At 67.3% G+C, this 22,716-nt stretch carries 15 protein-coding genes; 6 read left to right on the top strand and 9 right to left on the bottom strand.

Going from position 1 to position 22,716, the window contains the following annotated elements; translation table 11 throughout:
- Positions 1 to 84: 84 nt before the first annotated feature.
- The 6 genes from MKK55_RS28990 to MKK55_RS03085 form a co-directional block, all read right to left on the bottom strand.
- Positions 85 to 4,668, bottom strand: a complete 4,584-nt coding sequence (locus MKK55_RS28990) for a beta strand repeat-containing protein (protein WP_279595947.1) — start codon at positions 4,666 to 4,668, stop codon at positions 85 to 87.
- 111 nt (positions 4,669 to 4,779) lie between these two features.
- Complete coding sequence (locus MKK55_RS03105; protein ID WP_243933236.1) at positions 4,780 to 6,231, bottom strand: hypothetical protein; 1,452 nt, start codon at positions 6,229 to 6,231, stop codon at positions 4,780 to 4,782.
- The gene (locus MKK55_RS03100) at positions 6,228 to 6,947 is read right to left on the bottom strand and encodes an ABC transporter ATP-binding protein (RefSeq protein WP_243933235.1); all 720 of its coding nucleotides are present in this window, start codon (positions 6,945 to 6,947) and stop codon (positions 6,228 to 6,230) included. The genes MKK55_RS03105 and MKK55_RS03100 overlap by 4 nt, the downstream gene beginning before the upstream one ends.
- Complete coding sequence (locus tag MKK55_RS03095; protein ID WP_243933234.1) at positions 6,944 to 7,753, bottom strand: ABC transporter permease; 810 nt, start codon at positions 7,751 to 7,753, stop codon at positions 6,944 to 6,946. The genes MKK55_RS03100 and MKK55_RS03095 overlap by 4 nt, the downstream gene beginning before the upstream one ends.
- A 61-nt stretch (positions 7,754 to 7,814) precedes the next feature.
- Positions 7,815 to 9,128 carry a polysaccharide biosynthesis/export family protein gene (locus tag MKK55_RS03090; RefSeq protein WP_243933233.1) on the bottom strand — a complete coding sequence of 438 codons (1,314 nt, stop codon included), beginning with the start codon at positions 9,126 to 9,128 and terminating at the stop codon, positions 7,815 to 7,817.
- Positions 9,129 to 9,384: 256 nt separating this feature from the next.
- Positions 9,385 to 9,882, bottom strand: coding sequence for a hypothetical protein (locus tag MKK55_RS03085; RefSeq protein ID WP_243933232.1), 498 nt, complete (start codon positions 9,880 to 9,882; stop codon positions 9,385 to 9,387).
- Positions 9,883 to 10,182: 300 nt separating this feature from the next.
- Here MKK55_RS03085 and MKK55_RS03080 point away from each other — a divergent pair, with 300 nt between their 5' ends.
- Positions 10,183 to 11,187 carry an NAD-dependent epimerase/dehydratase family protein gene (locus tag MKK55_RS03080; protein WP_243933230.1) on the top strand — a complete coding sequence of 335 codons (1,005 nt, stop codon included), beginning with the start codon at positions 10,183 to 10,185 and terminating at the stop codon, positions 11,185 to 11,187.
- 126 nt (positions 11,188 to 11,313) lie between these two features.
- The gene (locus tag MKK55_RS03075) at positions 11,314 to 13,395 is read left to right on the top strand and encodes a glycosyltransferase (protein WP_243933228.1); all 2,082 of its coding nucleotides are present in this window, start codon (positions 11,314 to 11,316) and stop codon (positions 13,393 to 13,395) included.
- A 24-nt stretch (positions 13,396 to 13,419) separates the two neighbouring features.
- Here the strand turns inward: MKK55_RS03075 and MKK55_RS03070 are convergent, their stop codons facing one another.
- Complete coding sequence (locus tag MKK55_RS03070) at positions 13,420 to 14,718, bottom strand: hypothetical protein (protein WP_243933227.1); 1,299 nt, start codon at positions 14,716 to 14,718, stop codon at positions 13,420 to 13,422.
- 630 nt (positions 14,719 to 15,348) lie between these two features.
- On the opposite strand from MKK55_RS03070, the gene MKK55_RS03065 reads away from it, so the two are divergent.
- The 4 genes from MKK55_RS03065 (at position 15,349) to MKK55_RS03050 (ending at position 20,106) form a co-directional block, all read left to right on the top strand.
- The gene (locus MKK55_RS03065) at positions 15,349 to 15,870 is read left to right on the top strand and encodes a hypothetical protein (protein WP_243933226.1); all 522 of its coding nucleotides are present in this window, start codon (positions 15,349 to 15,351) and stop codon (positions 15,868 to 15,870) included.
- A 334-nt stretch (positions 15,871 to 16,204) separates the two neighbouring features.
- Positions 16,205 to 17,956, top strand: a complete 1,752-nt coding sequence (locus MKK55_RS03060) for a type I secretion system permease/ATPase (RefSeq protein WP_243933225.1) — start codon at positions 16,205 to 16,207, stop codon at positions 17,954 to 17,956.
- Positions 17,956 to 19,314 (top strand): HlyD family type I secretion periplasmic adaptor subunit, encoded by a 1,359-nt coding sequence (locus tag MKK55_RS03055; RefSeq protein WP_243933224.1) that lies wholly within the window; start codon positions 17,956 to 17,958, stop codon positions 19,312 to 19,314. Before MKK55_RS03060 ends, MKK55_RS03055 begins: the two co-directional genes overlap by 1 nt.
- A gap of 489 nt (positions 19,315 to 19,803) precedes the next feature.
- On the top strand, positions 19,804 to 20,106 hold the full coding sequence (locus MKK55_RS03050) for a DUF6894 family protein (protein ID WP_243933223.1): 303 nt from the start codon (positions 19,804 to 19,806) through the stop codon (positions 20,104 to 20,106).
- A gap of 610 nt (positions 20,107 to 20,716) precedes the next feature.
- Here the strand turns inward: MKK55_RS03050 and MKK55_RS03045 are convergent.
- Positions 20,717 to 21,196, bottom strand: a complete 480-nt coding sequence (locus MKK55_RS03045; protein WP_147725812.1) for a cache domain-containing protein — start codon at positions 21,194 to 21,196, stop codon at positions 20,717 to 20,719.
- 60 nt (positions 21,197 to 21,256) lie between these two features.
- Positions 21,257 to 21,628, bottom strand: a complete 372-nt coding sequence (locus MKK55_RS03040) for a hypothetical protein (protein ID WP_243933221.1) — start codon at positions 21,626 to 21,628, stop codon at positions 21,257 to 21,259.
- Positions 21,629 to 22,716 lie beyond the last annotated feature (1,088 nt).

Here is a 22,716-nt window from a genome sequence, read left to right as displayed (position 1 = left end):
GGCGTCTTGGCCTTGGGCCGGCACGCCTCCACCAGGGGCTCCAGTTCAGACCATTGCGCGTCGCTCAGCATCATCCCTCCTGCCTCAGAAAGATGAAAACGCGAGCCCCGGCAATCCGTTCAGGCGATGACAGGCCCTAGTGGAAGTGGCGCCGAGGACGAGCCAGTCCGCCGGGAGGACGCTGCCGGGGTTTAGGCCTCCGAAGTTCGCACCCTTGATGGCGATCCGGTCGAACTGGCTCTGGGAGAAGTCCATGATGGTATCGGCTCCCTCGCCCGGCGCGTTGAACAGGAACTGGTCCGCGCCTTTGCCGCCGGTGAGGATATCGTGCCCGAAGCCGCCCGCGAGGATATCGTTGCCCGAACCGGTGACGAGGGTGTTGTCCCAGGCGTTCCCAGCGGCCTGGAAGGCGGAAGTGCCGGAATAGGTCAGGTTCTCGACGAAGTTGCCGAGGGCGTACTGGGTCAGGCCGGTCTTGATCAGGACGGTGTCGATGCCGCCGGCATCCGGGCTCGCTGCGTCGGCCAGGTCGACCTGCTCGAAGATCCGGTCGCCAGCGGATTCAATGAGGTAGGTGTCGTTGCCCCCCCCACCCGCGAGGAGATCCGCGCCCGCACCGCCGTCGAGGGTATCGTTGCCCGCCCCTCCCTTGATCAGATTGTCCAGGGTGTTGCCCGTGCCCTTGAACCCGTCGATGCCGGTATAGACGAGGTCCTCCACATTGCTGCCGAGCTTGTAGGTCGCGAGCGCGGTCAGCACCGTGTCGTGGCCGGCATCCGCGGCCTCCGTCACAGTATCGTTGATCCCGACGATGTAGGTGTCGTCGCCGAGGCCGCCCTTCAAGCTGTCCTTCAGCGTATCGCCGCCGCCCGAGAGCGTGTCGTTGCCGGCCCCGCCCGTGATCGTGTTGGCGAGTTCGTTGCCGGTGCCGTGGAAGTCGCCGGTGCCGAGGAAGGTCAGAACCTCGACCCCGTTGCCGAGGGCGTAGTTGGCGAGCGTCGTCTTGATCGTGTCCGTGCCCGCGTCGGCGCGTTCCGTCACCACGTCCCCGACATTGTCCACGAAATAGACGTCGTTTCCGAGGCCGCCCGCCATGGTGTCGGCGCCGAGGCCGCCGTCGAGAGTGTTGTTGGCGTCGTTTCCGGTGAGGACATTGTCGAGGGCGTTGCCGGTGCCCTTGCTCGCGGTCCCAGTCAGGACGAGGTTCTCGAGGTTGGCACCGAGGGTGAAGCTCACCGCGCTGAGGACGGTATCGATGCCGCCGCCGGGCAGTTCGACGACCGCGTCCTTGCTGTTGTCGACGATGTACGTGTCGTTTCCAGCCCCGCCCGTCATGGTATCGGCGCCGCCCAGCCCGTCGAGGGTCTCGCCCTCCGCGGTGCCGGTGAGCCTGTCGGCCGCGGCGGTGCCGGTGATGGCTGGGCCCTGCACGTCGGAGAGTGTGATGGTGAAGGCCTGATCGAAGGCATGCCCGCCCCCATCGGTGACGCGCGCCGTCACCGTGAGGCTTGGATTGGTTTCGAAATCGAGGACTGCGCCGGCGGCCACCACGAGGTTGGCGCCGTCGACCGCGAAAGCACCGCCGGCCGTGTCGAGAAGCGTGAAGGTGAAGCTGTCGCCGACATCCGGGTCGGTGGCGCTGAAGCTGCCGACAAGCGTGCCGCCGGGGCTGTTCTCGGGTACCTCGGCATGGCTCAGCGCGAGCGCTGTCGGGGGAGCGCCGAGCGGCACCGTGATAGTGCCGTCCGAGAACTTGAGGGTCTCAATGCCGACCAGGGTGTCGGTTCCCTCGTCGCCCCCAATGTCGCCCGGGTTGTTATCGGTGATCACGACCCGGCCGGCCGTGATCGTGACCGTGTAATCGGCCTTGGCTCCGAGATAGAGGGCGATGTCGGTCCCGAGACCGCCGTCGATGGTGTCGTTGCCGGCCCCGCCCGTGATGCTGTCGTTGCCGCCCATCCCGAAGAGGATGTCGTCGCCGAGGTCGCCCTTGAGCGAGTTCTTTGCGTCGTTACCGATGATGGTGTTGGCCAAGTCGTTGCCGAACCCGGAGATTTCCGCCATGCCGACCATGGTGAGGTTCTCCACGTTGCTCTTGAGCGTGTGGGTCACGCTGCTGTTCACCGTGTCCACGCCCTCGCCGAACTTCTCGATCACGAGGTCTCCCGTCGTGCCGACCGCCGTGACGTCGACGTAGTAGGTGTCGTTGCCGAGGCCGCCTTCGAGCCGGTCCGAGCCGACGCCGCCATCGAGGATGTCGTCGCCGTCGCCGCCCTTGATCCAGTCGTTGAGGCCGCCGCCCGTGATCATATCGTTGCCGAAGCCGCCATCGAAGGCGAGGGTGGTATCGTAGCCGGCGGCCGCCGCGGCCGCCGCGGTGCCGGCGAGATGGACCACATCGTCCCCCGCCCCGGCCGCGTACTGCGTGCCGGCTTGGTAGGTGCCCGCCGCCACGGTGGCGAAATCCACGGTGTCGTTGCCGTTGCTGAACAGCCCGTTCGGAATGTTCACCGTGTAGGTCTTGTCGGAGAACTTGAGCAGTTCAACGCCCTGAATCGTGTCGGTGCCCTCGTCGGTATCGGCGGGGTTGAGGTCCGTGACGGTGACCGCGCCGCCCACGTCGGTGATGCGGTAATCGGCAAACTTGCCGGCGAAGACCGCTGTGTCGCGCCCGAGGCCGCCATCGATGATATCGTTGCCTAGGCTGCCGCGCAGGGAGTCGTCGCCGGCGCCGCCCAGGAGGGTGTCGTTGCCCGCATTGGCGTTGATGATGTTGTTGCCATCGTTGCCCGCGATGACGTTATCGAGTTCGTTGCCGGTGCCGTTGACGTTGTCGAGGCCGACCAGGGTGAGGTTTTCGACGTTGCTCTTGAGTGTAAAAGTCACGGTGCTGATGACTGTATCGATCCCCTCGTTCGGCTTCTCCACGACAAGATCGCCGGTGGCGCCGATCGCGGTGGTGTCGACGTAGTACTTGTCGTTACCGAGGCCGCCCTCCATTCGGTCGGAGCCGGCACCGCCATTGAGGATGTCGTCCCCGGCTCCGCCCTTCATCCAGTCGTCGAGGTTGCCGCCGATGATAACGTCGTTGCCGTCGCCGCCATCCATCGCCACGGTGGTGTCGTAGCCGGCGGCCTGAGCCGCCGTCGCATCCTTGGGCAGGTAGATCTCGTCGTTGCCGGCCAAGCCCGCGTGGGACGAGGTCGGTGCGTAGGTGCCGGCTACCACGGTGGCGAAGTCGACGTAGTCGTCGCTCGCGGTGAAGAGGGCCGGCAGGCCGGTACCCTTGATGTCGTATTGCGGCTTGTCGGCGAAGCTGAGGTACTCGACCCCGTCGAGGAGGTCGGTGCCGTCGTTGCCGTCGGCGAGGTTGATGTCGGTGACCGTGGCTGTGAGGCCGTCGGTGACGATGCGGTAATCGGCGAACTTGCCCGAGAAGATCGCCGTGTCGGTGCCGGCCCCGCCGTAGATGAGGTCGTTGCCGGCCCCGCCGGTGACGAGGTCGTCGCCCGCATCTGCCCAAATCTCGTCCGCTCCGGCCCCGCCCTTGATGATGTCGCTGCCGTCGCCCCCCGAGAGGACGTCGGAATCGTCGCCGCCGTCGATGACGTCGTTGCCGGCCCCGCCCCGGATCAGGTCGACGCCCGCGCCGCCGTTGAGGGTGTCGTCGCCGGCATCGCCGAACAGGGCGTCGCTGCCGCCGCCGCCGTCGAGGATGTCGTTGCCGGCACGTCCGTGCAATTCGTCGCGCGCGGCGGTGCCGACGAGGTGGTCGCTGCCGGCCGGCGCGTCGGCCCCGTTCTGCACGGCCCGCGAGACGTCGATGCCTTGCAGGGACAGAGCGGCGTCGAGCAGGCGGTCGGCGGCCGTTACGCGCGAGGCGCCCGTGAGATGGATGCCGTCCTCGATGGTGTTCAGGTCGGTGGTGATCGCGCCGATCTCGACGCTTCCCATGGCGTCGGCGACCTGATGTTGGGCGATGCGGACCGCGTCGTATTTGTCGTCGTTGTCGCCGTGGGGGCCGATCTCCTGGATCAGGACGTGGCCGGAATGGAAGTCGGTGAGCACCCGGTTCATGAAGGTGGTCAACGCTGTGGCGTAGGTGCCGGTCGTGATGTTGGCCGTCGCATCGGTTTCCCCCTGCGCCCACAGCACCACCTCGGCGGAGCCGCCGACCTTGGCAAGCAGCGATAGGGCCGTGGCGTAGAGGGAGCCCGCGGCGGTATCCATCCAGTAGCCGTTGCCCTTGTCGGCGGCGGCCACCAGGGCGGTGCCGCCCTTGGCGGCAGCGACCATCAGCACGGGTTCGGCGGCGTAGTTCTCGGCGAAGTAGGTGGAGGCGCCCCCCTCCACGTGTCCGATGGAGCCGTCGGCCTCCATCATGTAAGTGCCGGTCGCGGCATCCGGCACGGCGGTGGGAGTGTTGTACCAGCGCTCGATGTTCGACTGGCCGATCGTGAACACCACGGCGCCGATAGCAAGGTCGTCGGCCTTGACCGTGGTCCCGGTCCTCACCTCGAGGTGGTAGCCGTCGCCCTCGGGCACGTCCTTGAGCACGCCGCCCGCGGTCCAGTCGACGACGACGTTGCCGTTGCGGTCGAGGACCCGCGCCTGGTCGCCGGTGTAGCGGACATCGGCGGTATCGCCGTCGCGTTGCAGGAAGATCATGGTCGTCCCCTCGTCCTGGTGGTGAACCGCCTGTCTCGAGCGGGCTCCGATCGGGTTGGGCGCAGCGCGAAGCGCCTCGCGGCCAAGGGGACTCCTTGGCCGCGAAGGGTCTCAGCGCAGGTGATCGCGGATGCCGAGGACGACGAGGAGGCCGGTGAGCCAGACCAGCAGCGCGAAGCCCGCCATCACCGCGATCGAGGCCGGGCGGTTGGGGAACTGCGCGCTCTCGGCGAGCGCCGGCCGCGCGAAGGTCGCGAGGTAGATCTGCTGCCGGTCGGCGAGGCCGCGGGCGGCCTGCAGCGCGTCCATCGCCATGCCGTAGCTCTTCTCCGCGAAGGTCTGCTCGGATTCGAGGCTGGCGTAGCGCGCGACCATGCTGCCCATGTCGGCTCCCGCCCCCTGGCCGTTGCGCTGGCCCTCGGCCTCCACCGAGCGGACCTGCTGCTCGGTGGCCTTGATCCGCCCGGTCAGGGTCTGGATCATCGGGGCGTTGGGCTGCATCGAGCCAGACAGCGCGGAGGCCTCGGCGCGCAGGCTGGCGAGGTCCGACCGCAGCTTGGCCAGCAGGTCGGCGTTACTCGTCGCCACGCGGACGGGATCGTAGGTGCCTTCCGTGCGACGGAAATCGCCCAGCGCGTCGCGAGCGTTGCGCAGGCGCGCCTCCGCCTTCTGCGCCTCAGTTTCGGCGAAGCGCACGAAGTCCTGCCGGCCCCGGTTTGTCAGCTCGTTGGCGAGGCGCTCGGAACCGTCGATGACGGTCTGCGCGAGCTTGTAGCTGTCCTCAGGCGTGTAGGCCCGGACCTTCACGGTGAGGATGCCAGTGGAGAGGTCGTAGCGCGACATCACCATGGCGCGCCAATGGCCGACCAGCGCCTCGATGGGCGCGGCCGGGTCGAAGCGCGACCAGAGATCGGCACGGGGATTCGAGAAGATCTGGCGCAGGTCGATCTTGCGCTGCACCTCGTCCACAAACTGCCGCGTGGTGATGTAATCGGCGATGATGAAGGAATCGGTGTTGCCCGCGAGGGAGTTCGGCACACCGCTGACCACGCTCGCCGAGTCGTGTCCGCCGCTGCGCTCCACCGAGCGCAGGGCGAACTTGACCTCCGAGACGTACTGGTCGGCGGCGACGAAGCCGTAATAGAGCGCCGCCGCTAGGGTCGGCAGGACTACGAGGGCGAGGAACGACAGGACGATGCCCCGGCGCTGGCGGTGGCGCCGCGCCCGCCGCCCGGCGAACTGCGAGGCCTGATCGGGCAGGCCTGGCAGCGGCCGGGTCGGCGCATCGGCGATCCGGCGCGCTGTCTCGGGCTCGCCCGCGAGCGCCGTGACCTCGCGCAGGATAGGCGGCTTGGCGGAGGGGCGGATCGCGGGCTGCCCCCGCCGCCAGCGGGCGACGTTGTCCGGCCCATCCTCTGCGCCGGGTTCCGCGTCCGGCCCCTCCGCCGGCTCATCGGGCGCCGGGGCTTCGGCCGGGACCGCACCGGCCTTGACCCGACGCTGCCTGAGGACGCTGAGGAGCGGCGAGACCCGCGCGGCGACTTGTCCAGGTTCGGTGCTCATGACGGCTCTACCTCCCGTTCAGCCCATCGGTCTGCGCCCCGGTCGGCCCCTTGGACCTCAGTGCGGTAGATCTCGTTCGTGTAGACGGAGACCGCTTCCTCGACCGTGTCGAAGATCAGGAGCGACCCTCCCTCGAGGATGGCGCCGCGGTCGCAGTACAGACGCAGCATCTTAGCGTTGTTCGAGGCCATGATGATCCGCGCGTAGCGCCGGCGCTCAGCGAAGAGCTGGTTGCAGCGGCGCTTGAACTCGACGTCACCGGCGGCAGTGACCTCGTCGACCAGGTAGACGTCGAAGCGGATCGCCATGCAGGCGCTGAAGGCGAGACGCGAGCGCATGCCGTTCGAATAGGTCCGCAGCGGCTCGTTGAGGTAGTCCCCAAGCTCGGCGAAATCGTCGACGAATGCCACGATCCGGCGCACGTCCTCGCCGTAGACCCGGGCCAGGAACGCGATGTTTTCGCGCCCCGTCATCATGTTGGAGAAGCCGACGGAGTGGCCGACCGGAAACGAGACCCGCACGTCGCGGTCGATATGCCCCCGATCCGGCAGCTCGGAGCCGGCCAGCATCCGCATCAGGGTGGACTTACCCGAGCCGTTGCGCCCGAGGATGCCGATGCTCAAATCCGTAGACAAAGCGCAATTCACGTCGGCCAGAATGCGCTTGACGCCGTGCGCCGTGCGGTAGCCCTTCGAGACGTTGTCGAGGAGGATCATATCGCCTCCACCTTTCGGCGGGCGAGGCGCTCCAGCACTAGGCCCACGACGCAGGTGCAGACAGCCCACTGGATCAGGTAGGCCTTGTCGAGGGTGGTGGGGCTGTAGGCCGGATAGAACGATGTACGGGTCCACTCGATGGCATGGACAAGAGGGTTCCAGACCAGGAACACCTGCGCGGTCGCTGGTACCTGGTCGACGAGGTAAAAGATGCCGGAGGCGAGGTAGAGCGGCCGGGTTAGGATGTTGAAGACGTTGTGCCAGGACTGGAGCAGCGCCGTCAGCGTGGCATTGATCATCCCCACTCCGACTGCGAGCAGAAATGTCGCCGCTACCGCGCCGAACAGGGATTCGAGGTCAAAGGGCCAGTCGCTGAAGCCGATCGATACCAGGAGGGTGATCAAAATCGTCGAGACGATGAGCCAGGTCGCACCCTCCAGCAGAGCCCGAGCGCACAGGATGTCGAGATGGGTCACCGCCGGCACGTTGAGGAGGGGTCGGTCCGAGGTGAAGGCCGAGACCAGCCGGTAGGAGACCTTGCTCCAAAGGAAGAAAGGCAGCAGCCCGGTCATGAAGAACAGAGCCATGCTGCCGCCAAGGGGCGAGCGCCGGCCGAGCGTATAATGGACGATGGACAGCCCAACCGCATGGGCGACCGGCTCGATCAGCACCCAGACGTAGCCGAGACGGGTCCGGCCGAAGCGGGTGTGGGTCTCGCGCAGGATCAGCGCGCCCACTACGTCGGCCTGATTCCTCAGGGCCGACGCGCCATTCCTGAACGCTGAAGCTTGGACATGGGCCGGCATCGGATCGGTCCTCCGGTCGGTCGCGGTATCTCGAAGTGGCGTCCCGGGTCAGGGTTCCGGCTCAGGGCCGGGCATCGGAGAGGTGGGTCTCGCGGGCGAGCGCGGCGGTGGGCCCGGGCTCCGCGGTCGATGCCGGCACGCGCCGGGGCGGCAAGGCCACCCGCACGACGTCGCCGGGCTCGACCCGGGCGGTCTCGGGGACGCTGCGCTCCCGCATCCGGTCGCCGTCGCGGCGCAGGATCGCGTAGGCCGGTAATGCCTCGCCGCTGCGGACCCGGAACTCGCCGTCGGAATGATCGACGATCCGCTGGTCGGTGATGATCTTCTGGCGGGCCTGCTCCAGGTTGGCCCGCGCATCCTTGAGCTGGTCGAGGATCTCGGTGCGCCGATTGGTGCGGAGCTCCTCGGCCGTCTGGTCGGCCCGGGCCATGTCCTGCGCGTTCTTGAGCATGTCCGATTGCAGCTGGCGCTTCTTGGCCTCGGCCTCGGCGTGGCGCGCCTCGATCGGGAACAGGATCGGGCGCCGCGACAGGCCCTTGCTCACGAGGTCGGTCTGATCGTCGAGTTCCTTCTTGGCGATGGCCATCTGGCGCTCGATCGCGGTGGATTGAGCCTCCAGGGAACCGTTCTGGCGCTCGGCCAGGGTCTTGAGGTTGCGCTGGTTCGTCACCGCCGCGTCGAGGGCGACCCCGCGCTGCTTCATGATCTTGGCCTCGTCGGCCATCATCCGGGCGACGGTTGGGTCGGCCTTGCGGGCCAGGATCTCGTCGGGAAACGCGATGACGTCGCGCCCGGCCAGTTCCGCCTCCAGGCGAGCCGCCCGCACGAGGAGCAAGTCCCGGTCGGCGGCCTGCAGGGCGCCGTCGCCCGCCGCTGCCAGGGCCTCGCGCTGGTAGCGGCTCGGATCGTCGGGCCGCCGGTACAGGCCGCCCGCGATGCTGACCGCATGCAGCACGGTCATGCCGGGGCGGAAGGGATAGCTGCCGGGGCGGTCGACGACGCCGACCACGTAGAACGGCCGGTACTCGACGACCTCCACCGAGGCGCTCGGCATCGTGAGTGTCCCGAGCTTCGCCTGGAAGGCCTCCGAGATCGCGCGGGCGAGGTCGGCCGTCGCGCGCCCCTCCGCCGGCACCTCGCCCACCAGCGGCAGAGGCAGGTTTCCGGCATTGTCGACAGTGAACTGCCCGTCGAGGCGCGCCTGAAAGTCGCCGCTCTGCGCCGGCACCGCCCCTTGGGCCCACTGATAGACTGTGACGCGCAGCTTGTCGGCCGGTCCCAGCGCGTAGGCGTCGGCCGCCCGCGCCTCCGGCCGGCACGCGGCGGCCAGGACAAGGGCGGGGATCAGGGCTCTCAGGGCGAAGCGCTGCGACATCGGGATGGATTCCTCGGCATGGCACCGCCTCCCGAACCTGGGCTCGCCGGCCCGGCCCGCGCTTGCGCGCAGCCGATCGTGACGATGATGTTCGATAGGGGGCGAAGAAAAGCGAACGGAAAACCGCGGTCGTTCCTGCGTCGTACATCAAGTATTCGCAGCAACCTCGCGGCCCTGTTAACGAACTGTTCACCGACCGCGATCGCGAGGCAACACCCCCAAACGGCGTAGGCCGATGGCCCGAGGGGGACGGGGCCTACGGGATGGCGCGTTGCAGGGTCTTGCCGGTTTCCAGCAGCGAGCGCCCGCAGCTGATGGCAAGGGCGGGCTGGAGCTGCAGCGCGATCTCGGGTCCGCCAAGGATGTCGAGGAGCAGGATCGCAAGGCAGTGCTCCCGGATCGCCCCCGTGCGCCAGCCGGTCACCGGCCAGTCACTGCGCAGGATCCGGCCCGGCTCCGGGACGCGGCCCTCGGCGTGGAGCACGCAGGCGCCGATCAGGGCCGCGCCGAGCTCCCCGGCCTGCTCGGGCGTTATCGCGATGGGGATGCTCTTCGGACCGACCTGGATCCGCAGACGCAATTCGCCCTCCGCGACCTCGACCGCGTAGGCGACGGGCGGGCTCCGGCGCGCGCCCGGAGACCCTGGATCGGAGGAAGCTCCGTCCGCGGTTTCCGGCTCATGGGCCTCGGGACCGGCGGTTTCCTGCGCCGGGTGATCCGGGTGTGAAAGATCCTGCTCCGGGGAAATCGACACAGCGCGCCTCCTTGCGACGGGACCTTGGGCTCCGGGCACACCACGGGCGGCGGAAGGCGCATCCGAGGGGCCTGGCGAGCTTTGCGTGGAGTGGCCGGTCCCGCAAACTCGGCCATCGGCCTTACGAACTCCGTACGGAGGAGGGGGGCCTACCTCCTTCGGAGAGGGTGGCCTCCCGAAAGGCGAGGTCCCCTCGAGGGCGGACGTCGTCTCATAGTCGGGCTCGTGAAGGACGCGTGCCGCCGGTTCGGGCTCGCCGATCCGCCGCAGCCGGCACCGTCACCACCAGCGAGGGGCTCCGTGCGCATACTCATCACCGGAACAGCGGGCTTCATTGGCTACCACGTCGCCCGGCGCCTGCTTCGCGAGCAGCACGAGGTCGTCGGCATCGACGGTATGACCGCCTATTACGACGTCAGCTACAAGCAGCGCCGGCACGCGGCCCTGCTGCAGATGCCGGGCTTCACGGCGCATGCGCTGATGCTGGAGGACATGGAGGCCCTGAGCCAGGTCTGGGAGGAGACCGCCCCCGATGTGGTCATCCATCTCGCGGCCCAGGCCGGCGTGCGCTACAGCCTGGAAAACCCGCGCTCCTACGTCGATTCCAACGTTACGGGGACCTTCAACGTGCTCGAATGCGCCCGCCGGATGACGCCGGGCCACCTGCTCCTCGCCTCCACCAGTTCGGTCTACGGCGCCGCCGACAAGGTGCCCTTCGCCGAGGCCGACAAGGCGGATGCGCCGATGACCCTCTACGCGGCCACCAAGAAGGCCACCGAACTGATGGCGCATTCCTACGCCCATCTGTTCGATATCCCCACCACCGCGTTCCGGTTCTTCACCGTCTACGGGCCCTTCGGGCGCCCCGACATGGCGCTGTTCAAGTTCGTCTCTGCCCTGTTGCAGGACCGGCCGATCGACATCTACAACCACGGCCGGATGGAGCGCGACTTCACCTACATCGACGACCTCGTGGAGGGCATCGTCCGCCTCATCGACGCGGTCCCGATGCGCGGAGAGCCGGTCCGGGACGCCGAGGACACCCTCTCGGCGGTGGCCCCGTTCCGGACGGTCAACATCGGCAATTCCGACCCCGTGCCGCTGATGCAGTTCGTCGACGCCGTCGAGAGCGCGGTGGGCCGTAAGGGCCGGCACAACTACCTGCCCATGCAGCCCGGCGACGTGCCCCGCACCTTCGCCGATACCGGCCTGCTCCAGAGCCTGACCGGCTTCCGACCCTCCACTCCGGTAGCCGAGGGGGTCCACCGCTTCGTCGGCTGGTACCGGGAGTATCACCACGTCTAAGGCCGGCCCTGATCGGAGACGGATCGCTGCCGGCGGAGGGTGATGGCGCCCTTCGCCATAGGCTTCCTTCCGCGGGAAGCCGCGGTGCCATCCGCCGGCAGACGCGCAGCGCGCGGGGACATCGCAATGCTCAACGACCCGGACGGCACCCTCGCGTTGGGACCCGGCCCCGCCACCGGCGATCCCATCGACCCGATCGGCGAGGCCATCGGTGGCATCCTTGGCCGCACGCGCTCCCGGCCCGGCCCGGCCGATGGCGTCGTCCTGCAGCGCGCAGCCGCGATCGCGGCGGGCGCCGCCCGCGGTCCCGAGGCGCGGATCGCCCTCGGGGGGCTGCTCGCGCTGGTGCGCGCGCATCCGGGCTGCGAGCGCCTGCAGGTCCTAGCCGCTCGCTTGGTGGAGGCGGCCGAGCTGGTCGAGCCCGGCACGCAGGATCGCGAGGCGGTGCCGGCCCGCGTCTGGGCGGGGGTGCATGCCCGCTTCCCCGAGGCGGTGGAGCCGTTTCGCCTGGTGCTGCGGTGGACCCTGCGCCGGCAGGGCCGCGAGGCCGCCGCCCAAATGTTTCGCGACCGGTTCCCGGCCCCCCCGACGACGCCCGCCGCGATGCTGCTCCAGGCCTGGGGCCTCGAGGAGATCCGCGCCCACGCGGAGGCCGATAGGGCGTTCGGGCGCCTCATCGCGACCCATCCGAGGGAATCCGCCTATCTCCAGTTCGCCCGCGCGCTGTCGAAGCGGGGCGAGATCGAGCGGGCCCTGCGCCTACTGAACGACGGGATCGCCCGATTCGGCGGCGGTGGCCGGCTCGCCGTCGCCCGCGCCGCGGCGGCCGCCGACTGCGCCCGGCTGACGGCGTTCTGCGGGCGCACCGCGATGCCGACCGGGGGCCGCGCCGCCGATGCGGTGCTTGCCGAGATCTTCGCCCGCCTCGTGCCGACGCGTCGGGCGGCCCGTCGGTGCCGCCGGGTCGGGCGCGTGACGATGATCACCGGCTCCCTCGGGGCCGGCGGCGCCGAGCGACAGTTCGCCCTGACCGCACGGGCGCTGCACGCCGCCCGGGTGAAGGCCGCACCGATCGCCGGCTCCGTGATCGGCGGGCCGGTCGACGTCGTGGTGCGCTCGACGAGCGCCCGGCCGGGGGGCGACTTCTTCGCGCCCGGCCTGCGGGCGGCCGGGCTTGAAATCGCCGAATACGCGGACTTCCCCCTCCAGGGCGGCGAGCCGGCCCGCTCGGTGCTGGCTCCCTTCGCGTCGATGCTCGACCTGCTGCCCACGCCGATGCAGGAGGGCACCCTGCGCCTCGCCGATGCGCTCCGCCGGCGCCGGCCCCACGTGGTCCATCTCTGGCAGGACGGCTCGATCCTGGCGTGCGGGCTCGCAGCGCTGGCCGCCGGCGTGCCCCGGATCGTCCTATCCGTGCGCAGCCTGCCTCCGATCGACCGGCCGGAGCGCGACCGCCCCGAATATGCCGGGCTCTACCAGGCGATGCTGGCTGCCCCCGGCGTGCGGCTCACCGCCAATTCTCATGCGGCCGCGCGTCGCTACGCCGCCTGGCTCGACCTAAACCCGGGCCGTGTCGACGTGATCTATAACGGCGTCGACGCCCTCGACCCCGAGGGCGGCCCAGCCGAGATCGCGTGCGCGGCGGATTTTGCGGCGCGCAATCCCGGCCCCGGCTTCACCCTTGGCACGGTGATGCGCCTAGATGACAACAAGCGGCCCTTCCTCTGGCTGGACGCCGCCGCTCGCATCCGGGCGACGGCGCCGGACACCCGCTTCATCCTCGTGGGCGACGGCCCCCTGCGCATGACCTGCGTGGCCTATGCCGCACGGCTCGGCCTCGCGGAGAACGTCCTGTTCGTCGGTCGCTCGGCCCATGTCGGCTACTGGCTGGCGCGGATGGACGCGTTCCTGCTGCTCTCCCTGGTGGAGGGCCTGCCCAACGTCCTCGTCGAGGCCCAGCATGCGGGCCTGCCGGTTGTGACCACGGAGGCCGGGGGCGCGGCCGAGACCATCGTGCCGGGGCGGACCGGGCTCTTGCTACCGCCGAGACCGGACCTCGCACCCGAGGCGGTCGCGGCGACGATCCTGGCCCTTCGTGACGATGCCCCGCGCCGCCAAGCGATGGCGGCGGCCGCCCGGATCTGGGCCCGGGAGACCTTCTCGGTGACCGCCATGATGGAGCGGACGGTTCGCAGCTTTCTGGCATGAGCCTCTTGGCGTGAGGGCCGGGACTCACGAGCGCCGGCAGACCTCCGGCCAAGTCGCCCCGATGCCTTTCGGCCCGGCCAGCCGCAGGAGGCAGGTGGCAAGCTTAGAGGCGTTCGCGCCCGAGACGGCGCGCACGGCGACAGAGGCCATGGGAATCCGCCGTGCGATGTCGGCGTCCTTCTCCACCACGCTGATGTTGCCCACCGTGACATTGTCCTCGGCCGCCACCGCGCCGTCGGCCTCCCGCCCCCCGCCCGAGGCGGCGCGCACCACCGAGATCGGCCCCGCACCGATCCGGCCGGCATGGTCCGGGTTGACGAAGATGTTGCCCGCCGCCTGCAGCACGCCGCCGGTACCCGTGGCCGCGCCGTAGACCGCGCTGTCGACGCCGCTCGAATAGGCGGTGGGGCTGAGGAGGAACAGGTTGTTGACGAGCTTCACGGCGGCATTCGACACCACCTTGGGGTGGCGTTGGCTCGTGCCCTCGAAGACGTTGGCCTGCACCGTCACGGCGACGCGCGGCGCCAACAGATCGCCGAGATGCCGGAGCGGCTCCTGGCAGCCCTCGGCCTGCCCGTCCTTGTAGCAGGTCAGGGTGCCGATCAGCATGACCTTGTTGTGCTCGGCGAAGTGGTTGAACGCCACCGTGGCGCGAGACTCGGTGTCGAATCGGTTCTTGCGCACGATGTCGATGCAGCCGTCCCCGCACCGGTGGAAGGCGTTGTGCAAGATCGCGACGCGGTCGAACTGGTCGGTCAGGCCGATCGCGTCGCCGGTCTTGTCGGCCTTGTCATCGTAGGGATCCTTGGTGAAGGCGAGACCGCTGATGATGACGTTGCGGACATCCGTCAGGGTGAGCTGCGTCAGGCGCGGGGCTCCCGAGAGCGTGATCCCGCCGCAGCCCCCGTCGAGGGTAGTATCGGAGGGCAGGTGGAGTCCGGCCTCGAGGCGGATCTCTCCCGTCAGGTCCGGCGCGAACACGATCCAGCCGCCGCCGGACCTGTGCGCCGCCTCCACCGCCCAGCGCAGGGTGCCCTCGGGGCTCGGCCGGCTCGCGGAGGATTTCGCGTCGTCGAGGCGCATCACCGTGAGGAGGCGCTTGCCGAGCCCGCCCGTGGTGCCGGCGGCCGCCCCCTCGATCTGCCCGGTCAGCGGACTTGCGCTCACGCGCCCGTCGCTGAGGGTGGGCGCGATCTGCGTGCAGGGCAGGGCGGACTGCTCGGCGGCCGCCTTGGCCTCGTCGAAGAAGCGACGGGCCGAGAGCGACCCGTCCAGCGCCGCGGCGGGGAGCATCGACGCGCCGAGCAGGGCGGCACACAGCACGCCGACACCCGGAACGGCGAAACGCCGACGGGCCGTTCGCGGTGAGAAGTCGGAGGACAACCCTCGAAGCGGATGCCGGCGCGCCATCATGCAAGCTCCCTGATCGGTCGTCGCGCCCGCAGAAGCCCGGGCGGATCATTCCCGCATCCGTGGCTCCGGATCCCGCGGCATGTGGAAGTCCCGCGTGATCTCGGCACGATGCTGCCAGACCCTAGCGCCGGTAGCCGGGACGCGGCCCCCCCCACGGAGCCAAGTGCGATGGCCAATCGGAGTAGGGCGGGAGCAGGGCTGCCTGTCCCGACGCGCCGGACCCCATCCTTATGGCGGAGGCGATCCCTCGCAGGGCGCGCATCAGCTACCGACAATGGCGGGTTTGTGGAAGCCTGAAATCCATATAGTTTCTAAATCGTTAACACACAAAACAGAACAAACGGCTGGAAAGACTGCGCGCCATCTGTATCGGACCTTCCCGCAGCTTCAAGGAGCCGGAAATTGACGAAGAAACATCTCGTCTACACGTCAATTGGCACGTGCCGGGTCGCGGAACCTCTCGGAGCTGCGACCCAATTGCGGAATCTCCGCCGGAACAGCGCAAACATCTATGGTTACGTTCACACCGCGCCGGAGGCCTTGCAGCAGATCGACTACCTCGAAGGGCGTGAGTTTCCCGCCGAGCTCGGGCGCTTCCTGACCCCGGACGGCGTCCTGGTGCGCAACCCGCGCCAGCCGACCGATGTGTTCGTAGTCGAGATCTCGACGGTCAAAGAGATCGTCTTCGATACCTGGTATCTCCAGATCAACTACCTCGAGCGCACTTTCCGCGATCGGGAAGGCCTGCTCGAGACCTTCTTTGGCCTGAAGGGCGAGCGCGACCCGGAAGTGCGCCGCCGGCACTTCGAGGCCCTGCCGGACTTTGCCGAGACCGATGCGCTGGAGCGCCGCGTCCTCACCGAAGGCTACATCCGCAGCACCACCCGCGACGAGCTCGAGGCCCATATGGCCGAGATCGTCCGGCGCCTGCCGGCCGACGTGGTCTTCGTGACCCTGACGGAAAGTAGTGCGGGCACGACGCTCCAACTGCCGGGCGAGACCATCTTGCTCGAGGGTGTCCATCTCCATGCGGTGACCGCCGACTGGGCGCATTTCGCCTGAGGCCGGCCCAACGACCTTTTCGGAAGCCCCGTGAAGGGGGAGGCCGCCACGGGGCAGCCCGGCATCGTCATCGATGCCGGGCGGGCGAGACGACGCGCGGCCGGGGCGCGCGGCCCCCCTCCCGGTCGCGCATCAAACACCCCCCAATAACATCGGACTTAGCCAATTGGTCAAAGAAGTGGTCGATCGATCAAAGATATGACCGATTGATAACGGAGATGGCCAAACGGCCGATTGTTTCGATGACAGAAGTCCCTCACTCTAGACTTGCTGCCCTGAGCCGCCGGACTCGACGCTGTCGAGCGCGGGGCCATAGAGCAGAAAGGGCAACGCCATGAGAGCCCGGGATCCGGCCGAGTTGATCTCGGCGCTTGCGCAGTGCCGCACGGCGTTCATCGGGGTGGCGGCGATGAGCGGCCTGGTGAACGTGCTCTATCTGACGGGCTCGTTCTTCATGCTCGAGGTCTACGACCGGGTCATCCCCAGCCACTCCGTTCCCACCCTGGTTGGCCTCTTCGTGCTGGCGCTGGTACTCTACGGCTTTCAAGGGGTGCTCGAGACCTTGCGCGCGCGGGTGCTCGCCCGCGTCGGCGCGGCGCTGGACGAATCCTTGAGCGGGCGCGTCTTCGACATCGTGGTGCGCGCCCCCCTCAAGGGCGCGGCCTCCGGCGACGGCCTCCTGCCCCTGCGCGATCTCGACGCTTTGCGTAGCTTCCTCGGCAGCTCGGGTCCCTCTGCGTTCTTCGATCTGCCCTGGATGCCGGTCTACCTTTTGATCTGCTTCCTGTTCCATCCGCTCATCGGGGTCGCGGCGCTCGCCGGCGCGGCCGTGCTTGCGACGCTCGGCCTGCTCACGGATCGGGCCACGCGTCAGCCCGCCCAGACGGCCACCGGCCACGGCCTACACCGCAACGGTCTCGCCGAGGCCGGACGCCGCAACGCCGAGGTGCTGGCGGCACTTGGCATGCAGAGGCGCTTTTCCATCCGCTGGGCGGGGGCCAACGGCGATTACATGCAGGCTCAGCAGCGCGCCTCCGACATCGCAGGGGGCTTCGGCGCAACCTCGAAGGCCTTCCGCATGGCCCTGCAATCGGGCGTGCTGGCGCTCGGCGCCTACCTAGTCATCAACGGACAGGCAAGTGCCGGCATCATCATCGCGAGTTCCATTCTGGTGGCGCGCGCGCTGGCCCCGGCCGAGCTCGCCATCGCCAACTGGAAGGGCTTCGTCCAGGCTCAGCAGAGCTGGGGCCGTCTATCCGAGCTTTTCGCCCGCATGCCGGCAGGCGCCCAAAAACACCTGCTCCCTGCGCCACGCCTCTCCCTCCAGGTCGAGGGCCTGAGCGTCGCGCCCCCCGGCACGCCCCGCCTCGCGGTGCAGGATGTCGGCTTCAGCCTCCGGGCGGGGCAGGGCCTCGGCATCATCGGCCCCTCGGCGTCGGGCAAGTCGAGCCTGGTGCGGGCGCTGGTCGGCGTCTGGCCGGCCATCCGCGGCAAGGTCCGCCTCGACGGGGCGGCCCTCGACCAGTGGTCGGCCGACGATCTCGGGCCGCATCTTGGCTTCTTGCCCCAAGAGGTCGAGCTCTTCGCCGGCACCGTGGCGGAGAACATCGCGCGTTTCGATCCGGAAGCGCGCGCGGAGGCCGTGATCGCGGCCGCGCAGGCGGCCGGCGTGCACGAGCTCGTCTTGCGCCTGCCGGAGGGCTACGACACCCGCATCGGCGAGGGCGGGGCGGGCCTGTCCGCCGGCCAGCGCCAGCGCGTGGGCCTCGCTCGCGCCCTCTACGGCGAACCCTTCCTCGTCATCCTCGATGAGCCCAACGCCAACCTAGACGCCGAGGGCGAGAACGCCCTGACCCAGGCGATCCTCGGCGTGCGCCGGCGGGGCAGCATCTGCGTGGTCATCGCGCACCGGCCCAGCGCGCTGGCGGCCGTCGACCTCATCCTGATGATGAGCGAGGGCCGGGCCCAGGCCTTCGGACCGAAGGACGAGGTCCTGAAGCGCGTGCTGCGCCCGGCCTCGGTTCCTGTCGAGACCCGCCCCATCGGAAGCCGCGCCGCGCCCGGCCCCCTGCAGGCGAGCGCCTGATGGCCGCCACCTTCACTCCTCGCACCCTCGCTTCTCACCACGTCACGCCCGCCCGCACCGGCCCGCGCGCGCAGGGCTCGATCCGCTGCCATCTCGCGCTCAGCGCGGCCTTCTGCGCCTTCCTGGTCGTGGGGGTGGGCGGCTGGGCCACCTTCACCCAGATCTCAGACGCGGTCATCGCGCCGGGCCAGCTCGTGGTGGAATCAGACGTCAAGAAGGTGCAGCACCCCACCGGCGGGGTGGTCGGCCAGCTCCTCGTGCGCGAAGGCGCCCGCGTGCAGGCGGGCGACGTGCTCATTCGCCTCGACGAGACCCAGGTGCGGGCCAACCTCGATATCGTCCTGAAGGCCATGGACGAGTTGGCCGCGCGCCGCGCCCGCAACGAGGCCGAGCGCGACGGGGAAGCGGTCGTCGCCTTCCCGCCCGACCTCCTAGCGCAGAAGGAAAGCGACCCGGCCGTGGCCCACCTCATCGAGGGCGAGACCCGGCTGTTCGCCTCGCGCGTGATGGGACGCGTGGGCCAGAAGGCGCAGCTGCGAGAGCGCGTCCTGCAGGTGCGCGAGGAGATCAAGGGGCTTACCGAGCAGGTCGCTGCCAAGGTGCGCGAGGTCGACTTCATCACGGGCGAGCTCGACGGCGTGCGTGGGCTCTACGCGAAGAACCTAGTGCCGCTGGCCCGCGTCAACGCCCTGGAGCGCGACGCCGCCCGCCTCGACGGCGAGCGCGGCCAACTCACCGCCGCCATCGCCTCGGCGCGCGGCAAAATCGCCGAGACCGAGTTGCAAATCCTGCAAATCGACGGCGACATGCGAACCGAGACGGGCAAGGATCTCGCCGAGATCCGGGGCCGGTGGTCGGAGTACCGCGAGAAGCGCGTGGCGGCCGAGGACCAGTTGAAGCGTGTCGAGATGCGCAGCCCGCAGGCCGGCATCATCCACCAGATGACCGTGCACACGGTGGGCGGGCTGGTCACCCCCGCCGAGCCCGCCATGCTGATCGTGCCGGAGGCCGACCAACTCGCAGTCGAGGTCAAGATCGCCCCCCAGGACATCGACAACGTGCGGCTCGACCAGCCGGCGACCTTGCGCTTTCCCGCCTTCAACCAACGGGTCACCCCAGAGATCGACGGGATTGTCAGTCTCGTCTCGGCGGACGTGACCTCCGACCCCAAGACCGGCCTGAGCTACTACGTGGCCCGCATCCGCGTGCCTGAGGACCAAAAGCAGCGCCTCGGCGCCGCCCGCCTTGTGCCCGGCATGCCCGTGGAGAGCTTCATGCAACTCGGAGACCGCTCGGTGATGAGCTACCTCGTCAAGCCCCTCTCCGACCAAATCGCAAAAGCCTGGAAGGAACGGTGAAACGGCTTCACACCATCGGAGTCGGGCTGGCGCCATACCCGGCATCATGCCGGACCTTGCGCTCACGCGAGCTGATGATCGTCTTAGCAAACATTGATTGATGTAGAGCAAACGCGCTTCATCGCTCCATAGCTATCACCGCCATCTCTTCTCGCTATCTTACAGGAATTTAACAAAATCTTGACTGTGACATGATATTTTAACATGCGAACAAGCGTTAGATTGGTCTCGCAGCGGCCCGGCACTCCTCGAAGCTTACCATTTATCAATCACGCCGCTCAATCGACGACGCCACATCGCGAAAATAATTGAGGCGCTTGAACTACATCTATCAATATATGAATAAGAAAATTACATAATTTATATAATAGGCTAATTGTCAAAATCAATAATAATTGGAACCCATGTATCATAATAGCGCCTAGCTATAGTAATAAGACATTCAAAGATATTATTCAATAGGATTCACTGCTGCCTAGGGAGTCGCAGATGCTCGGAAGACCGCGTGGCACGCCGGATGAAGTGAGCGATGAGCGCCTTTCCGACTCCAAACTTCAACGAAGCGCCTCTCTCATGCATTTTTACTTTGATCTCACCGATGGCCCGAACACGATATCCGATGCACAGGGCGTCGATGCGGCAGACCTCGCGGAAGCCATCGAGCAGGCCGGCATTGCGATCGAGGAACTACGCAGTGACGGAGAGCTGGTGGATGTGGACAGCTTATGGGAACTCGTAATCAAAAATTCTGAGGGAAATGAGCTGTATCGCATGCCTATTATCGAGCATTAAATTAAAAGGCATCAACCCAGAGCGCCTCACATATAGACCATACGCGCTCGTCAAAACAATTTTGCGGCATCGGCAGCACGGATTTTTGCAAGCTTTTGATCCGTAGGTCTTGGGTTCGAGCCCCAACGCGCTCAGCACCATTTTAGCCCAGTTAATGATTTGGCGCATTCTTTATGGCCTGGGATCAAGCTCTCGGTGTTGCGGGACCTGCAACGCCTCGCTGAAGGACATAGGATTGCGACGCTTGACGATCCGTCGTCCGCCGTTCCGTACGACACGGACGCATCACGACCGGCCTGCTGGTCAAACCGACCCGAGCCGCACGACGAAGCCGGAGAACCAAGGCGGAAGTCGAAACGGCGAGCGCGGTCGCGTCCGTGTCGCCCGTCAGCGATCGGCCGACGGCTCGACCTAAATGCGATCGATCGCAGCGGCATCCCGCGCCGCGGGGGGAGGCGAACGGAACGGACACCATGCACCGCATCCTGCCCGCGATCCGAGGCGTGACGCTCCGGGCGGGGCTGAAGACCTGCGTCCAGGCCGAGAAGCTCTCCCATCGCGCCTTGCGAAGGCGCCCGAGCCGTCCGCCACGGGCGTCGCTGCAACGCGGTCAATCGACATAGACGCCGGCGCCCACGAGCGCAGCCACGCCTCCGACGCGCGTTCCGCAGACATAGCTCCACTTGACGGACGGTATCGATGAACCGGGCTTGGGAAACATGTAGTCGACCCAGCCGGCGCCGAACCTATTGACGACATCGATGAAGTCTTTGTGAAATCGGTTCCCGTCGGCATCGCGCTCGTTGAACAGATCCCGTCCCTCGCGATCCGGATGAGCGGCGTTGAACAGGACGGTGCCCTGCATGTCGACGACGAACAGGTATACGTCCCCATGACGCCAGAACGTATTCTTCTTTCGAAAATCTCCGAATGCTTCCGCACCGTGCGTTTCCAGAATCCGGGCCGCCTCATCAACGAGCGCCTCGATGTCCACCGCCTGGCTCGACGATGGAGGATTGATCATCTCGGCGACAAGGATCCTCGCGCTTAAGGCCAGCACCGCCGGCCAGATCAGCAGGGGCTTGAACATGCCGGCGCCTCGATGACGAGCACAACGGTCCTGCGACAGGCCGTGACCGGAGACCAGGACCTATTTGTCGGAACCCGTCATCGTCGACGAATTCCCATGCGTTTCGATTTCGGACGGGATGAAAGCGGCCGAGGTCGGCGTCTCGAAGGTGCGATCATTGCCTTTGTTACGCCTCAGCACGATTGCCCACCAGCGCCGCTTGATGACAACGGGAATCTCAACAGCGTTGATAGGCGATCTCGAGCTTATAAGACAATCATGCCGATCGATGATTTGACCGAGCCGCTTCAGCGCCGCGAAATTCTGGGCGGCCATCAATTTATGTCCCAAGCAAGCGCCGCCCTCGTTCAAGCAAAGAAAAGTTTCCTCTGCGCGCGCAATAATATTCCTTGCTTCATCGCAATATAATCCGACTTTTGCCAGATCCGACATCTGCCACTCCATGTATACCACACGTGTGATGCTAGGAATCGCTTGGCCTCGTTACATCATGCGTTTGATGGATGCAATGGATGAATGCCGCAACACAGATCAACCGGCGGGAGGCAGGGCGGAAACCGTTTGGTTTTCATGGCCTGACTGGCTCCGCAAGGCCAAAGAGCCCCGTAGGCAGCCGATTCTGCTTGGCCTTCGGGGAAGGATGGCTTACGTAAATTCCGATAAACAGTTAAGTTACGCCCTGCAAGGCCGTCGTCTTGCAATCGTCTTTCGAGTATATATTTGATAGCACGTCCTTATCTTCGACATCAACAACATAGAATTGCGGAAATTTGCAGTCTTGCAAGTCTAAGAGACGACTTCACGACGCAGCCGGGATGAGGGAAAAATCCAGGCTATTTACTGAAACAAAAGTCATGCGCCTCATGAAATACCTTGATTTATTGCGATATACAAGTCAGTTTTTGATTACTGAAGAAGTTACTTAGAAAAATTATATTTATTGGTTCTCGGCGACGGGCCGTGGAAGCGCTGGGCGCCCCTGATCATTGGGGGGGCCGGACCTGAAGGGCGCGGCCCGGTGCGACGACCGGACGTTCGTCGGGGGCGTCCTCTGGATCCAGCGCCGAGGCTGGCCTCGACGCGATCCGCCGGAGGCTCCGAGCAGAACGGCGTGCTTCGTCGGTTCGGCTGCCGGAACCGGAGAGGGGGGTGGCGGCGGATCTCCGGGGCGCTGTCGGACGATCCCGGCTTCGAAGACCCGATCGTGGATGCCACCATCGCGCGCGCCCGCCGGCCTTCGGTCGGCGCCGGGGGCCGGCGATCGAGCCGCGTCCGACCCGGCGCTCGGACGTTCGCGCGGCCGGCGGAGCAGTCGGATCCATTTCGCCTTGCACGGCCCAGGCTGCCCGGTTGTGCTTCACCCTCGGCGCGGGCCGGAGGGGCGGTGCGCCTCAGGCCGAGAGCCTGATCACCCACCTTCGGGTCGACATCGTCACGGCCGATGCGGCCTGGGACAGGAATCGCCTGCGCGAAGCCCGTCGCCGGCATCGTCCCAGGACTCGAACCACTGCCCACGCGGC

Source organism: Methylobacterium sp. J-059 (genome assembly GCF_022829485.1).
Lineage (GTDB): Bacteria > Pseudomonadota > Alphaproteobacteria > Rhizobiales > Beijerinckiaceae > Methylobacterium.
This window is presented reverse-complemented; position numbering and strand designations above follow the sequence as displayed.